General features: G+C 66.5%; 12 protein-coding genes and 1 tRNA gene. 9 read left to right on the top strand and 4 right to left on the bottom strand.

Features of this window, described 5'->3' with window-relative positions:
* Window positions 1-48: 48 nt before the first annotated feature.
* On the top strand, window positions 49-2115 hold the full coding sequence (locus P1X14_RS09615) for a S9 family peptidase (RefSeq protein ID WP_277315129.1): 2067 nt from the start codon (window positions 49-51) through the stop codon (window positions 2113-2115).
* A gap of 48 nt (window positions 2116-2163) precedes the next feature.
* Here the strand turns inward: P1X14_RS09615 and P1X14_RS09610 are convergent, their stop codons facing one another.
* The gene (locus P1X14_RS09610) at window positions 2164-2589 is read right to left on the bottom strand and encodes an MAPEG family protein (protein ID WP_277315193.1); all 426 of its coding nucleotides are present in this window, start codon (window positions 2587-2589) and stop codon (window positions 2164-2166) included.
* 89 nt (window positions 2590-2678) lie between these two features.
* Here P1X14_RS09610 and P1X14_RS09605 point away from each other — a divergent pair, with 89 nt between their 5' ends.
* From P1X14_RS09605 to P1X14_RS09580, 6 genes are all read left to right on the top strand, one after another.
* Window positions 2679-5504 (top strand): valine--tRNA ligase, encoded by a 2826-nt coding sequence (locus tag P1X14_RS09605; RefSeq protein WP_277315128.1) that lies wholly within the window; start codon window positions 2679-2681, stop codon window positions 5502-5504.
* Window positions 5505-5507: 3 nt separating this feature from the next.
* A complete protein-coding gene (gene hemB, locus P1X14_RS09600) occupies window positions 5508-6494 on the top strand; it encodes a porphobilinogen synthase (protein WP_277315127.1) in 987 nt (328 codons plus the stop codon).
* The gene (locus tag P1X14_RS09595) at window positions 6491-7024 is read left to right on the top strand and encodes a GNAT family N-acetyltransferase (protein WP_277315126.1); all 534 of its coding nucleotides are present in this window, start codon (window positions 6491-6493) and stop codon (window positions 7022-7024) included. Before hemB ends, P1X14_RS09595 begins: the two co-directional genes overlap by 4 nt.
* On the top strand, window positions 7021-7557 hold the full coding sequence (locus P1X14_RS09590; protein ID WP_277315125.1) for a GNAT family N-acetyltransferase: 537 nt from the start codon (window positions 7021-7023) through the stop codon (window positions 7555-7557). The genes P1X14_RS09595 and P1X14_RS09590 overlap by 4 nt, the downstream gene beginning before the upstream one ends.
* Entirely contained in the window at window positions 7554-8084 is a 531-nt protein-coding gene (locus P1X14_RS09585) for a GNAT family N-acetyltransferase (RefSeq protein ID WP_277315124.1), read from the top strand. Before P1X14_RS09590 ends, P1X14_RS09585 begins: the two co-directional genes overlap by 4 nt.
* Before the next feature lie 86 nt (window positions 8085-8170).
* On the top strand, window positions 8171-10408 hold the full coding sequence (locus P1X14_RS09580) for a fused MFS/spermidine synthase (protein ID WP_277315191.1): 2238 nt from the start codon (window positions 8171-8173) through the stop codon (window positions 10406-10408).
* Window positions 10409-10460: 52 nt separating this feature from the next.
* On the opposite strand, the gene P1X14_RS09575 is transcribed toward P1X14_RS09580, so the two are convergent.
* The gene (locus P1X14_RS09575; RefSeq protein ID WP_277315123.1) at window positions 10461-10955 is read right to left on the bottom strand and encodes a hypothetical protein; all 495 of its coding nucleotides are present in this window, start codon (window positions 10953-10955) and stop codon (window positions 10461-10463) included.
* A gap of 115 nt (window positions 10956-11070) precedes the next feature.
* Here P1X14_RS09575 and P1X14_RS09570 point away from each other — a divergent pair.
* Window positions 11071-11147 (top strand) — tRNA-Arg (locus P1X14_RS09570).
* Window positions 11148-11330: 183 nt separating this feature from the next.
* The gene (locus P1X14_RS09565) at window positions 11331-11903 is read left to right on the top strand and encodes an alpha/beta hydrolase (protein ID WP_277315122.1); all 573 of its coding nucleotides are present in this window, start codon (window positions 11331-11333) and stop codon (window positions 11901-11903) included.
* A 3-nt stretch (window positions 11904-11906) separates the two neighbouring features.
* Here P1X14_RS09565 and P1X14_RS09560 read toward each other — a convergent pair whose 3' ends face one another.
* Both P1X14_RS09560 and P1X14_RS09555 read right to left on the bottom strand, forming a co-directional pair.
* Window positions 11907-12401, bottom strand: coding sequence for a hypothetical protein (locus P1X14_RS09560; RefSeq protein ID WP_277315120.1), 495 nt, complete (start codon window positions 12399-12401; stop codon window positions 11907-11909).
* A partial coding sequence (locus P1X14_RS09555; RefSeq protein WP_277315119.1) for a hypothetical protein occupies window positions 12398-15760 on the bottom strand: 3363 nt, incomplete at its 5' end. The genes P1X14_RS09555 and P1X14_RS09560, both read right to left, overlap by 4 nt.

The following is a 15760-nucleotide window of genomic DNA, read 5'->3' as shown; positions in this document are numbered from 1 at the left end:
TGGCGGCGCGATTGTATCCGCCGTCACCATCTGCTTAAAACCCGGCGCATGAAGCATTTCCTGCTCGCGGGCGTTGCGCTCGCCTCCGTTGCTGCGCCTGCCGCGGCTCAAGACCAGGCCGCAAAGCCGGCGGGTCGCGATCTCACCATCGAAGATGTGGCCAAGCTGTCGCGTGTCGGCGCGCCGGTCGTGTCGCCGGACGGGCGCTGGCTCGTCTGGCAGCAGCGCGAGACCGATCTGGCCGCCAATCGCGGCCGGTACGACCTGTGGCGGCTGGACCTGACCACCAAGGGTGCGGTGCCCGAGCCGCTGGTTGCCGAACCCGATGTCAACGAAACCGGCCCGCAGTTCGGCCCGGGTAATATGGTGTTCTTCCAGTCGGACAAGGGCGGCACCGATCAGATCGTGTCGATCCCCGTCACCGGCGGCGCGCAGACCGTCCAGTCGGTCCCGGCCGGCGGTTTCTCCGGCTTCAAGCTGTCGCCCGATGGCGGCCGCGTCCTCGTCTGGGCCGATCGCAAGCCCGGCGCGCCGACGATCGAGCCGGCGATGGTCAAGAAGGACCCCAATGCCGGTTCGGCCCGCGTCTACGACAAGATGTTCGTGCGCCACTGGGACAGCTGGGCCAATGGTGACCGTTCGCAACTGTTCGTCCTGCCGCTGGGCAAGGACAATGCGTTCTCGACTCCGCTGACCAAGACGATGGATGGCGATACGCCGTCCAAGCCCTTTGGCGGCGGCGAGGAACTGGCATGGTCGCCCGATGGCAAGACCGTGTTCTTCGCCCTTCGCGAAGCGGGTACGACCGAGCCGCTGTCGACCAATCTCGACATCTTCTCGGTGCCTTCGGACGGTTCGGCCGCGCCGGTCAACCTGACCGCCGACAATGACGGGACCGACAATCTCCCGACCGTGTCGCCTGACGGCAAGTGGCTGGCCTATTTCGCGATGAAGCGCCCCGGCTACGAAGCCGACCGGCAGGTGCTGATGCTGCGCGATCTGGCCACCGGCAATGTCCGTGCGCTGACCGAGGGCTGGGACCGTTCGGTCGCCTCGATTGCATGGGCACCCGATGGCAAGCGCATCTACGTCACTGCACAGGATACGCAGGAAGAGCCGATCTTCGTCGTCGAGGTGAAGAGCGGCAAGGTCACGCGGCTGACGCAGGAAGGCGTCGTCTCGGCAGTGATCCCGACGAAGAAGGGCGTCATCTTCTCGATGAACAGCCTGCTGGCGCCCGACGACTTCTACAGCCTGACCGGCAAGACCCCGGTGCAGCTGACCAGCGTCAACGCAGCGAAGCTGGAAGGCATCGCCATGCCGTCCATCACCCGCTTCAACTTCACCGGTGCCAATGGCGATACGGTGTGGGGCTATGCGGTGAAGCCGGCCTCGCTCGCTGAGGGCGCCAAGGCACCGGTGGCGTTCATCGTCCATGGCGGTCCGCAGGGCACGATGAACAACAGCTGGTCCTATCGCTGGAACCCGGCGGTGTTCGCGGGCGGCGGCTATGCGGTGGTCGCGGTCGATTTCCACGGCTCCACCGGCTACGGTCAGGCCTTCACCGACGCGATCAACAAGAATTGGGGCGGCTGGCCGCTGGAGGATCTCCAGAAGGGGCTGGCGGCAGCCACGACCAAGTTCACCTGGCTCGACGGCGACAATGCCTGCGCGCTGGGCGCGTCCTATGGCGGTTACATGATGAACTGGATCGCTGGCCAGTGGCCCGACCGGTTCAAATGCCTCGTCCAGCATGACGGCGTCTTCGACGCGCGCGCCATGGCGTACGAGACCGAGGAGCTATGGTTCGACGAGTGGGAGCATGGCGGCAAGCCCTACTACGAGGCGCCGGAAGAATATGAGAAATGGAACCCGGTGAACCATGTCGACAAGTGGAAGACGCCGATGCTGGTGATCACCGGCGAGCGCGATTTCCGCATTCCCTATACCCAGGGTCTCGCCAGCTTCACCGCGCTCCAGCGCCGTGGCATCCCGTCGCGCCTGATCGTGTTCCCGGACGAGAATCACTGGGTGCTGAAGCCCAAGAACTCGATGCAATGGTATGGCGAAGTGCTGGGCTGGCTCGGCAAATATACCGGCAAGACCAGCAACTGAGGTTCTCCGCCGCCCGCGGACCCAGCGTCCGGGGGCGGCGGAAACGTCTTAGAGGCTGAGCGTACCGAAGGTACCGATCCCGGCGCTCAGTACCGGCCACAGCATCATCACGATACCGACCAGGCCTGCCAGGAATACGAAGGTCCGCACCACCGGTACCCCGGCGGCATAGATCGGCAGGTAAAGCACCCGCGCGGCAAGCCACAGCAGCGCGCCGATCGCGGTGTTGGTCGAATAGAGCTGGGTGATGCCCAGCAGCGCGACCGCGGCGATCACGATCGGAAACGTTTCGAAGAAGTTCGCCTGCGCGCGTTCCATGCGGCCGACGACCGGCCAGGCGGGCGGGAGCACCTCGTCGCGTGCGCCCATGTTCCACTTCGCGCCATATTGCCGCGTCCGCACCTGGGCAGTGCCGAAGATATGAATGAAGGCCAGCACACAGCCCCAGGCCAGCACGGCATTTTCGATGCGCAACATATCGTTCCTCCCCTGTATCGACTCCATGTAGCGCAAAGTTACTTTTTCATCGACCCGGAAGGGGGCACGCCGCTAAGGCGAGCGCCATGACCGAGCTTCCCAAGACCTTCGACCCCGCCGAAATCGAATCCCGCTGGTACGCCCATTGGGAGGACAAGGGCCTGTTCGCCCCCGAACGCCCCGGTGCGGACCCGTGGACGCTGGTCAACCCGCCGCCCAACGTCACCGGCAGCCTGCATATCGGCCATGCGCTCGACAATACGTTGCAGGACATCCTGGTCCGCCATGCCCGTCTGAAGGGCAAGGATGCCCGCTGGGTGGTCGGCACCGATCACGCCGGCATCGCGACCCAGATGGTGGTCGAGCGCCAGCTCAACGCCAAGCAGCAGAAGCGCACCGACTTCACCCGCGACGAGTTCGTCGCGAAGGTGTGGGAGTGGAAGGAGGAAAGCGGCGGCGAGATCACGCAGCAGCTCCGCCGCCTCGGCTGCTCGATGGACTGGGCCAATGAGCGTTTCACCATGGACCCAGGCTTCTCGAGGGCCGTGCTCAAGGTGTTCGTCGAGCTGTATCGGCAAAAGCTGCTCTATCGCGACAAGCGGCTGGTGAACTGGGATCCGGGCCTTGGCACCGCGATCAGCGACCTCGAGGTCGAGACCACCGATGTGAAGGGCGGCTTCTGGCACATCCGCTATCCGCTCGAGGACGGTTCGGGCTTCATCGAAGTCGCGACCACGCGGCCCGAGACGATGCTGGCCGACATGGCGGTGGCGGTGCATCCGACCGACGAGCGCTACACCGCGCTGGTCGGCAAGCAGGTGCGCCTGCCGATCACCGGCCGCCTGATCCCGATCATCACCGACGAGCATGCCGATCCCGAGCTGGGTTCGGGCGCGGTGAAGATCACGCCGGGGCATGACTTCAACGATTTCGAAGTGGGCAAGCGCTCGGGCATCAAGGCCGGCGACATGCTCAACATGCTCGATGCCAAGGCGAACATCGCGCAGACCAGTGACGGACTGATCCCCGCCGACCTCATTGGCATGGAGCGCTTTGCCGCGCGCAAGGCGGTGGTCGCGCTGCTGAAGGAACAGGGCTTCCTGATCCCGCATATCGACAAGGACGGCAACGAGCATGACGCCGAGCCGCGCACCATCGCGACGCCGTTCGGCGACCGTTCGGGCGTGGTGATCGAGCCGTGGCTGACGGATCAGTGGTATGTCGATGCCGCGACGCTGGCGAAGCCCGCGATCGAAGCGGTGCGCTCGGGCGCGACCAAGATCGTGCCGAAGAGCTGGGAAAAGACCTATTTCAACTGGATGGAGAATATCCAGCCCTGGTGCGTCAGCCGCCAGCTGTGGTGGGGGCATCGCATCCCGGCATGGTTCGGACCGGACGGCTTGATTCTGGTCGGCGAGACCTTCGAAGAGGCGATCGCCAACTATATCGAGAACTGGACCACCGCCTCGGGCGATTTCTTCGATTCCGAGCAGATCATCGAATGCACCGATGACGAGCAGCCGCGTCTGGTTGAAGACGCCGACGGGCTTCAGACCCTGTACGTCAAGCGTGACCTGGACGTGCTCGACACCTGGTTCTCGTCCGCTTTGTGGCCTTTCGCCACGCTCGGATGGCCCGATGCGCAATTCCTGCCGCCGGACCAGCCCAATCCGCTCGCGGGCCGCTACCCCAACGACGTCCTCATCTCGGGCTTCGACATCCTGTTCTTCTGGGATGCGCGGATGATGATGCAGGGCATCCACTTCATGGGCCAGCAGGGCAAGCTGCCGCTGCCGCAGGCGGTACCGTTCAAGACCCTGTATCTCCACGGCCTCGTCCGCGCCGCCGATGGCGCGAAGATGTCCAAGTCGAAGGGTAATGTCGTCAACCCGCTGGGGCTGATCGAGAATTACGGCGCCGATGCGCTGCGCTTCTTCATGGCGGCGATGGAAAGCCAGGGCCGCGACATCAAGATGGATGAGAAGCGGATCGAGGGATACCGCAACTTCGCGACGAAGCTGTGGAACGCCGCGCGCTTCGCCCAGTCCAACGGCATCGGTGCTTCGGCGACGCTGGAAGCGCCCGAGGCCAGCCTGGCGGTCAATCGCTGGATCATCGCCGAGACGGTCGCGACAGTGCAGGCGCTCGATCTGGCGCTGGCCGATCTGCGCTTCGACGAGGCCGCGAACACGATCTACCAGTTCACCTGGAGCCGCTTCTGCGACTGGTATCTCGAGCTGATCAAGCCGGTGCTCCAGACCGAAGGCGCAGAGGGCGCCGACGAGACCCGCGCGGTGGCGGGATGGGTGCTCGACCAGATCCTGGTGATGCTCCACCCGTTCATGCCCTTCATCACCGAAGAGTTGTGGTCGAAGATGGGTCCGCGCGAACATGAGCTGATCGTCGCGAAATGGCCGATGGCCGACGCCCGCGCGCTCGATCCGGCGGCGGCGCAGGAGATCGACTGGCTGATCCGGCTGGTCAGCGAGATCCGGGCTGCGCGGACCGAGCTGAACGTGCCGCCGGGCGCGCGCCTGCCGGTGCATGTCCGTGACGCTTCGGCGGAAACGGTCGCGCGCCTGTCGCGGCAGGATGCGGCTATTGCTCGCCTCGCGCGTGTCGATCAGGCGAGCGGCGATGCCCCGGAAGGTGGCGCGCTTCAGATCGTGGTCGACGAGGCGACGTTCGTCCTGCCGATTGCGGGCGTGGTCGATCTCGAAGCCGAGCGCGAGCGTCTGAAGAAGGCGATCGCTGCGGCCGAGAAGGAACGCGATGGTCTCGCGGGACGCCTGAACAACCCGAGCTTCGTCGAGCGGGCCAAGCCCGAGGCGGTCGAGAAGGCTCGTGCCGACCATGCCGAAAAGGCTGCCGAGGCCGAGCGCTTGAGCGCCGCGCTGGCGCGTCTAGGATAAGCCATGTCCCAATATCCCGCGCTCCGTCTCCGCCGTACCCGGGCTTCCGCGTGGAGCCGGCGGATGCATGCCGAGACCGTGCTGACCCCGGCCGATCTGATCTGGCCGCTGTTCGTCACGTCAGGTGATAACGAGGAGCCGATCGCGACCCTGCCGGGCGTGTCGCGCTGGTCGGTGAAGGGGATTGTCGATCGGGCGAAGGAAGCGGCGGCGCTGGGCATTCCCTGCGTCGCGCTGTTCCCCAACACCCCGCACGAACTGCGCAGCGACGATGGACGCGAGGCGTTCAATCCGGACAATCTGATGTGCCGGGCGATCCGGGCGATCAAGGACGCGGTGCCGGATCTGGGCGTGCTGACCGATGTCGCCCTCGATCCCTATACCAGCCACGGCCATGACGGGCTGGTCGATGCCGCGGGCTATGTGCTGAACGACGAGACTGCCAAGGTGCTGGTCGATCAGGCGCTGGTGCAGGCCGAGGCGGGTGCGGATATCGTTGCGCCTTCGGACATGATGGACGGCCGCGTCGGCATGATCCGCGAGGCGCTGGAAGGCGCTGGGCACGTCAATGTGCAGATCATGGCCTATGCCGCGAAATATGCCTCGGCATTCTATGGCCCGTTCCGCGATGCGGTGGGATCGCGCGGGCTGCTGAAGGGCGACAAGAAGACCTATCAGATGGACCCGGCCAATGCCGAGGAGGCGCTGCGCGAGGTCGGGCTCGATCTGGCCGAAGGCGCGGACAGCGTGATGGTGAAGCCCGGGCTGCCCTATCTCGACATCATCCTGCGGGTGAAGAGCGAGTTCCAGGTGCCGGTGTTCGCCTATCAGGTGAGCGGCGAGTATGCGATGATCGAGGCGGCGGTTGCGGCCGGCGCTGGCGAGCGCGACGCGCTGGTGCTCGAGACGCTGATGGCGTTCAAGCGGGCAGGCACCTCCGGCGTGCTGACCTATCATGCGCCGGTGGCGGCGCGACTGCTGAACGGATGATCGAGACAGAACGCCTGATCCTGCGCCTGCCCGAACCGCGTGATCGGGATGCGCTGGTCGGCATGTTCACCGATCAGGACGTGATGGCCGAGCTGTTTCCCGGGCTGGACGAGGCTGGGGCGGACGCGGTGCTGGCCAAGCATGACAAATATCGTGGCGAGGGGCTGGGCTTCCTGACGGTCGAGCGGCGCGAGGATGGCGTGGTGGTCGGCTTTTGCGGGCTAAAGCGCGGCGAGCCGCATTCGCCGATCAAGGACGAGGTCGAGGCCGGCTGGATCATCGACAAGCCGTGGTGGCGCCATGGCTATGCCCGCGAAGCGATGGCGGCGATCCTCGATGGGGTGTGGGATCGGATCGACGCCGGCCGCATCTATGCGATTACTTCTCAGGTCAATGTGAAGAGCCAGGGGCTGATGGAGCGGCTGGGCATGCAGCGTCTGCCCGAGCGGACCTTCCAGAGCGCGAGCTTTCCCGAGGGGCATCGGCTGCGCACCACGGTGATGTTCGTGATCGAACGCCCTGCTACATGATCGAGACCGGGCGGTTGCTGCTCCGTCCGTGGCGCGAGGCGGACAAGCCGGGCTTTCACGCGCTGGTGAACACGCCTGCGATGATGGCGCATTTCGGCGGGCCGACTACGCGCGAGAAACATGATTTGCTGATCGATCGCCAGATGGCGCTGCAGGCGCGCGACGGCCATTGCATGTGGGCGGTCGAGAAGCGCGACAGCGGCGAACTGGCCGGAGTGTGCGGGGTGCGGATCGGCGGGCATGCCGGAACGCCGGTGCCCGAGGAGCTCGAAGTCGGCTGGCGCATCGGCGAGGCGCATTGGGGGCAGGGGATCGCGCGCGAGGCGGCGCAGGCGAGCATCGCCTGGGGCTGGGCGAATACCAGCCGTCCGCGCATCTCGGCCTGGACGGTGATCGGCAACACGTCGTCATGGGGACTGATGGTGCGGCTGGGCATGGCGCGGCGGACCGATCTGGACTTCCATCATCCCGATTATGCGGCGGGCGATCCGTTCGGCGCGATGATCGTCTACGCCATCGAGAGGTCGGCATGATCGAGACCGAACGCCTGATCCTGCGCGGCTGGAAGGACAGCGATCTCGATCCGTTCGCGGCGATGGGGCAGGACCCGCGCGTGATGGCGACGCTCGGTCCGCTGATGAGCCGGGAGGAGACCGAAGCGGCGATCACGCGGATCGACGGCATCCGCGAGGCGGTCGGCTACACCTTCTGGGCAGTCGAGCGGCGCGAGGATGGCGCGTTCCTTGGCTTTTGCGGCGTGAAACCGGGCGCCGAGAACACGCCGATCGAAGGCGAGATCGAGATCGGCTGGCGGCTGGCGCACGAGCATTGGGGCAAGGGCTATGCCCGCGAAGCGGCGCAGGCCAGCCTCGACTGGGTATGGGCCAATCTGGAGGTGGGCAGCGTCGCGGCGATCACCACGCCGGGCAACGCCAACAGCTGGGGACTGATGGAACGGCTGGGCATGACCCGCGCGCCGGACGACGATTTCGATCATCCCAAGGCGGTGGGTGACCTGATCCCGCATATCACCTATCGGATTGCCCGCCCTGCCAAATAGCTGCCGTGGTTAATCGCAGGGAAACCATACAGCCCTAATCCCGTATTACGGGGAGGACGATTTTGATGACGGATCAGGTGGACGAGATGGCAGAGGCTCCGCAGGGCAAGGCCTCCGGCGTCACGCACAAGCTGTTCGTCCTCGCGATCCTTGCCGGATCCTTCCTGCTGTTCCTCGTCCAGCCGATGGTCGCGCGCATGGCGCTGCCCAAGCTGGGCGGTGCGCCGGCGGTGTGGAACTCGGCGATGCTGGTCTATCAGGCGCTGCTGCTGGGTGGATATGCCTATGCGCACTGGCTGGGCCGGGTGCCGGTGAGGCGGCAGGCGGCGATCCATCTGGGCGTGCTGGCGGTTGCGGCCCTGTGGCTACCGATCGGGTTGATCTCGATGAACCTGCCCGCCGATGCCGAGCCGACCATCTGGGTGCCGTGGCTGCTGGTCGCGTCGATCGGGCCGCTGTTCTTCGCCATTGCCGCGCAGGCGCCGTTGCTCCAGCGCTGGTATAGCGTGGCGAGCGGCGGGCGCGATCCTTACGCACTCTATGCCGCGTCGAACATCGGCAGCTTTGGCGGCTTGATCACCTATCCGATCCTGGTCGAGCCCAACATGGCGCTGCGCAGCCAGAGCTGGATGTGGACCGGCGGCTATGCGCTGGTGTTCCTGCTGGTGGCCGGATGCGCATTGCTGTTGCCGCGCAAGTCGGCGGACGTGCCCCATGTCGTGCATAGCAGCGAGCCGCCCAGCCGCCGGATGGTGCTGCACTGGATCGTGCTAGCGCTGGTCCCCTCGGGGCTGATGCTGGCGACGACGACCTTCCTCACCACCGATATCGTTGCGGTGCCGCTGCTGTGGGTCGTGCCGCTGGGGCTGTACCTGCTGAGCTTCTCGGTCGCCTTCTCGGACAGCCGGATCCTGGCCGACTTGCTCGGCAAGTTCGCGCCGATCTGCCTGTTGCTGTTCGGCGCCACGCTGATCTCGGGCCATCACGAATATGCCTATCTGAACGCGTTCATCGGCGTGATGCTGTTGTTCGTGGTCTCCGTCGCCTGCCACGCGCGCATGTATGCGCTGCGGCCGGCGCCGGACCGGCTGACCGGCTTCTATCTGGCGATGTCGGTCGGCGGTGTGCTGGGCGGTGTGTTCTCCGCGCTGATCGCGCCGATCGTCTTCGACTGGACCTATGAATATCCGCTGCTGATCCTCGCCGCCGGCGCGCTGGTGCCGCAGGTGTTCCTGTTCCCGATCATCGGCAAGCTGTGGAGCGGCGATACGCAGATCGTGCGGATCAAGGTGCTGGTGGTCGCGCTGGTCGTGTCGCTGCTGCTGGTGGCCGGGATCCGCGACCCGTTCGGCATGGGGCCTAGCGCGGTGCAGTTCGCCTTCCTTGGCGTCGCGATCTTCGGGCTGCTCTCGATCGGCAAGCCGCTGGCCTTCTTCGCGTCGCTGGCGGCGGCGATGTTCCTCTATGGCGGCTATCAGGCGATCCAGGTTTCGGCCGGGGGCGACCGTACGCGCAGCTATTTCGGGGTCTACACCATCACCGACCTGCCCGATCAGGTGCGGCTGGCGCATGGGACGACGCTGCATGGCATCCAGCTGAAGGGCGCGAAATCGCGCCAGCCCACGACCTATTATTTCACCAAGTCCGGCGTCGGGCTGGCGATGGCCGCCGCACCGGAACTGTACGGCCCGCATGCCCGCATCGGCGTGGTCGGACTCGGGACCGGTACGCTGGCCTGTTACGCGAAGCCGGGCCAGCAATGGCGGATCTACGAGATCGACCCCGCAGTGGTGCGCATCGCGCGCGATTCGGGGAAGTTCACCTTCCTGTCGCAGTGCCTGCCCAACGCGAACATCGTGATCGGCGACGCCCGGTTGCGGCTGGCCGAGCAGGGGGCGAACAGCCTCGACCTGCTGGCGCTCGACGCCTTTTCGTCGGACGCGGTGCCGATGCACCTGATGACCGCCGAAGCCTATGCCACCTATGGCCGGGTGCTGGCGCCCAACGGGCTGCTGATGGTCCATATCTCGAACCGCTACCTGGCGCTCGATCCGATCGTGGCCGAAGCGGCGCGGCGTGGCGGCTGGTATGCCGAGCGGCTCTACTACAATCCGAGCCCCGACGAGGAACTGGTCGACGAAGCGGGCGCGTCGGACTGGATCGCCCTTTCGCGTGATCCGAAGGTCCTCGACCGGCTGGTCGCGCGCGGTGGCGAGTGGAAGGTGCTGGTGCCCGAGTTCGGCGTGCCCGGCTGGACCGACGACTATGCGTCGATCGTGCCGGTGCTGCGGCCCGCCAAGATGCCTTGGGACAGCGACGACTAGGGCTGTGCCCTGACTTCAACAGGCGATATCCAACATTTCAAGCGGGTCGGTGCTAGGGCTTCAGCGCGCCCTCAAGTAGCCCGATGCGCGCGCTCTGGTCGTCGTTGAGCTTCGACGCGCGTGCGATCGCGGCGTCGAGCGCAGGGTAGGGCGGCTTGCCTTCCTGTGCGCGATCGACTGCCAGCCGTTCGAGATCGACCAGCGCTTCGGACACCGGGCCGCGAGCGGCGCCGAGCGTCGTCAGTGCGGACTGGGCGTCGAGCCAAGGGTCGGACCCTTCCGGTAGACCGCGGGCGACCGCGATCCGCGCTTCGGCATCCTGCGAGGCAACGGTGAAGTCGCGCTGGGCCTTGTCGAGCGTGGCGACGATATCGGCGATCCGCTTGTCGAGCACGGGATCGGGCGTGGCGACTGGCTCGGGGCGAGCGGGCGGCTCCGCGGTACCGGTTGATTCGATGGGCCGCGGCAGCAGCGACGGATATTTGCTGTCGACATCGACGCAGCCGCTGACGGCCAGCGCGAGAAGGGGGAAAGCAAGGGCTCGCATGGGCGCTGGTCTATGCCCGAGCGGGTAGAGTGGCAACTCGCTTGAGCAAAAGCGTAAAAAGCTGGAAAAATGGGTTGCGCCGATCCGGAGGGGCTTCTAAGAGCGCCACTCCCAAGCACCCGTAGCTCAGCTGGATAGAGCATCAGACTACGAATCTGAGGGTCGGACGTTCGAATCGTTCCGGGTGCGCCATTTCCCCACATCGTCATTCGAAACCGGTTCCGGTCCGGCGATGTGCGGCTTTGGCTTTGCGAATCTTGCGCGCGCCAGGGCGTCGGCAATCACTCGTCGCAGCCTGACGGCCCTTTGGCGCAACTCCATTGCATAGTTACGCGGTAGGAATAACCGTGAGCCTGCTTGAGATGGAGATGCGCGATGACGTCCCTTGCTCTGCCCGCCGGTGATCTGTTTTCGGTCGTGACCACTGCCGGTCGCGATGCCCGCGCCGCGACGTGGAAGTCGCTGCTCAACTGGCCGCGATTCGGCGACGATCATGTCGATTATGACGCGGAGACCCCCGCACAGCGCAACCTGTGGGCCGTCCGCATGGACGAAGCCGTGAAGCGCGCGGAGAAGCCCGTGCTGCTGGTCGCCAGCGGCGAGAGCTGCAACGCGACGGCATGGTGGGCCCGCCTGTCGCCGACACCCTATGTGTCACGCGTCGCCGGTGCACTGCTGTTCGCGCCGCAGGGGCGTCAGGACGAGGGCGACAAGTTCGCCGCCCCGCGAATCGTGCTGCCTTTCCCATCGGTGATCATCCGCGCGGATGCGGGTGCGCTGGACGAACGCGTGCTGGCGCTGGCCGAGGGCTGGGGCAGCCGCTTCGTCGAAGAAGGGTGGGATGGCGAGGCGAGTGCCTGGCAGCAGGCCCAGAACCTGATCCTGCGGCTTACCGCGCGCGTGGTCGAGCGCGACATGCGCATCGCCAACTGCTTCAGCGTCGATTGAGACTCACTTCACCTTCACGCGGAAGCGGAGGGTGAACGACGATCCGGCGACCTGATTGCCGCCCATCCGCACGCGGATATTGGTGACGTGCGCGTCGAACTCGCCGCTGGGCGTGTAGGTCCAGGTCGCGCCGTTATCGTTCGAGAAGTCGAGCCGGTCGGTGGTGCTGCCGAGCGAGGTGAAGCTGTAGGTCAGCAGGCTCGGCGGGACGAGGCCGTCGGTATAGACGACCGGCCCCGAGCCGGCGAGCAGGCCGAGATCGCCAACGCGCAGGATCGTGTTGGCGGGGATCGCATCGGTGAAGGTCACGCCGTTGACGGTGGTCAGCGCGCTATTCGGGTTGGTGATCGACACGGTGTAATCGACCAGCGAGCCGGGAACGCGCTTGGGCAGCAGATTGCCCTGCGGGTCCGACACGACGGCGGAGCTCTTGACGATGGTCAGCGGCGCGAACGCCATCAGCAGGACCAGGGGGAGCAAGCGGATCGCCTTGTTCATTGCCCTCTCTCCAGCAGTGGCGAGATGAGGTCGCTCAGGCTTTCCTGATCGAACTTCATCCGCGCGGTGACGTAGAAGCCCTGACGGGTCCAGCGGGCGCCCTCGAAATCGCGGTCGCGATAGCCGGCGATGTTGTAGCCGCCGGTGATCCACAGGTTCCGGACCGGCGAGAAGCCGATCGAGGGGCCGAACGACCAGGCCACCGCGCCGCTGCGCCAGCTGTGCTGCATCGCCAGCTGTGCGCCGATATCGATGCGGGTGGTGACGTCCTTGCGGACCTCGACGCCGAGCACATCGATCAGGCCGTCGATCCGTTCGTCGGCATAGCGGCCGCGGACATATTTGATGCCGTAGTAGAGGCTGGCTTCGAAGCCATGGCCCGCGCCTTCGCTGCCGGTGCGATAGTTGACCGCGAGATTGTTCACGAGGCGCAGCGTGGCGAGGGTGCCGTTGGCGAAGGTCGGGATGCCCAGGCTGTTGGTCGGGCTGGTCGCGCCGCTCGCGCTTTCGTGGCGCAGCTGGAAGCGTTCGAGCAGCGACCAGCGGCTGTCGATCGGGCGCAGCGCGAAGGCGAGATCGGCGTTGACCGAGCTGGAGACCGAGCCATTCTCTTCCCGCAGGCGGAAGGCGCGGACGCCCGAGGCCAGCGTGGCGCCTTCGCCCAAGGTACGCAGCAGGTTCGAGGTGAGGCCGAGGCGCTGTTCTTCGCCCGCAGCGCGATACTCGGCGCGGCCGTTCCAGCTCCAGCGCTCGCCGCGATATGTCGCGCCCAGCGTGACGGCGATGAAGTCCTCCTGCAGCCCGCTGCGATCGAGGAAGCCGCCCGAGGATGCGGGCTGGAGCGGGTTCACCACCTCGGCGGCCGGGATATGGCCCGACAGCGTGCTGGCGGAATCGAGGGTGACGTCGACGGTCCAGCGCTTGCCGATCGGCAGCGACTGGCTGAGGCCGTACTGGGCGAAGGTGCGGCGGCCATTCTCGCCGATCTCGCCCTGATTAACGGTGGCGAGCAGGCGCGCGCCGCCCCAGGGCGCGACATCGAAGCCGACGCGTGCATTCTGGGCCGTGAACTTGTCGCCCTTGGCCACTTCGACATCGGCGATCAGGCGCAGCCAGTCGTTGAAGCGCCATGCCGCGCCAAGATGCTGGCGGGCCGGGAAATCGGTGCTGTCGTCCTTGCCGCCGATGGGAAGCTGAGCCTCGGCGGTCAGTTCGAGGCGGTTGCCGAACAGCTTCTGGGTGCCGCCCAGCGTGAACAGCAGCGAGTTGCGCTCGGCGCCGCTCACGCCCTGATCGAACGCCATGCGGACGCCGGCATAGAGGGTGCCGCTGGTCCGGCGATATTCGATACGGGCATCGGCGGCGATGCGGCTGGCGGGGCCGGTCAGGTCCTGCTGGTGCCATGCCGAGCCGACCAGGCTCCAGCGCGAGCCGAGCTTGAGGCGGCCGTCCGCACCGATCTTGCGGGCACCGGCTTCGGCGCCGTTCTGCTGGCCGAGACCGAACACGCGGTCCTGCTGGCGGGCATAGACGAGCAGATCGGCGCTCGACGAGTGATGCTCGACTTCGACCAGCCAGGCGCGGCCATGCTCGATGCCCTGGCGCCCGCCGGTGGCTGCTTCGGCGCGGACTTCGGTGGTGTCGGAGACATGGACCTTCAGGTCGACCGCGGCGACGGTGGCGTTGCCCTGGCTCTCGTCGCGCAGCACGGTCGCGCCGATCTCGGCCGGGCCGAGCTTTGCGGTGGCGCGGGCGCCGGCCGCCAGCGCGTTGATGCCGCTGCGGGTCTCGTACTCGGCGACGATGAAGACCGGGTTCAGCTTCTCGTCACGGCTGAGGATCGGCTCGCGGAAGCGGATCGTGCCGGCCAGCGGATCGATATCGTAATCGACATTGCGGGTGAGCAGCCGGTTTTCCAGCACCAGTTCGGAGCGGAAGCGGTCGCGCGTTTCCAGCATGATCTTGTCGCTGCCGGGCACGATGTCACGGGCCGACAGGCGATAGGGACCCGACAGGCCGTTGCCTTGGATCTCGTCGCGGCCATAGCGGCTGTCGTCGTTCGCGGCGAAGACCGAGAAGCTGAGCGTGCGGCCGGTATATTCGGCGCGGACACCGTTCATGGTGCGGCTGTAGCGGCCGAGGCGGGTATCGACGAAGCCGGTCTCGTAGTCGCCGTACAGCGCCTGGAATTCGGGGCGTTCGAGCCGGACATAGAGCTTGCCGCGGCTGGGCGTGTCGAGGCCCTGTTCGGTGCCGTCGCCATAGACGGTATAGTAGCGGTTCGGATCGATATTGCCGAGCATACCGCGCTCGCGCATCCGCTCGGTATCCTTGTCGCTGTCATAGGCCATGGTGAGCAGCCACGAACCCTTGATCCGGCCCTTGGCATAGAAGGAGAGCTGGCCATCGGTGATGACTTCATGGTCCTGCCCGGCGTCGAGGCGTTCGGCGCCGGACAGAGTCTCGTAGCCGATTGTGCCCTTGCCGAAGCCGACCGCGACCCAGTCCTGTGCGGGCGCTGCGAGCCAGGCCTTGACCTCGCTCACCTGCTCGCGCTCGCGGTCGGCCAGCGTGATGGTGACGCGGACCATGCCCGACTGGCGGGTCGGCTGGAGCGCGATGAAGGCGATGCCGTCGTCGCCGACCACCTGTGCAGTGGCCTGGGTGCGTTCGAGACCGGCGAGCTGGCGGCCCTGCTGGGCGGCGCCTTCGACGGCGGCCTGATAGGGCTGGTCGACGCGGAACGGTACGATGGTGCCGGCGCGGACCGGGCGGCCGCTGCGATCGGTGACGCGGACCGCGATCAGCGGCCGGGCGAGACCGTCAGCAGTCAGGCGCGACTTTTCCGGGGCGTAGACCGCGCGCGAAGGGGTGTTGGCATAATGGACGGTGCGGTCGAGCGTGGCGGCGACGCTGCCATCGGCATTGAGCACGCGGGCCTGGAGGCGGTTGTCGCCCTCGACGATCGGCAGGCCGGTCCAGCGCGAGACGGCGACGCCGCGCGGGAGATCGGTGTCGGTGCCGTCGAAGCTGAGTGCGTCGACCGGCTTGCCATCGATGGTGAGCGCGACGCGCTGGCCCGGCAGGTGACGGATCACCACGCGGATCGCGGGGGCGCGGGGGTTGTGGTCGATCTCGGGGAAGAGGAAGGCGATGCCCGGTTCGGCCCGGTCGAGCCAGTCGGTGCGATTGCCCGCAGCGATGCCGGCATCCTCGGGCGTGATCGGCAGGGCGTCCTGAGCGACGGGAGCAAGGCCGGTCGGGCGCAGCTGGAAGTCGACGCGCTGCAGGCTGCCGCCGCTGCCCTCGACGAAGCGCGAGATGCCGCTGCCGGCCGAGCGCGTGTCGCGGTCGCAGGT

It is taken from the genome of Sphingomonas sp. AOB5, assembly GCF_029433115.1.
GTDB lineage: Bacteria > Pseudomonadota > Alphaproteobacteria > Sphingomonadales > Sphingomonadaceae > Sphingomonas.
Note: the sequence above shows the minus strand (reverse complement) of the source record. Positions and strands in the feature narration are given on the sequence as shown.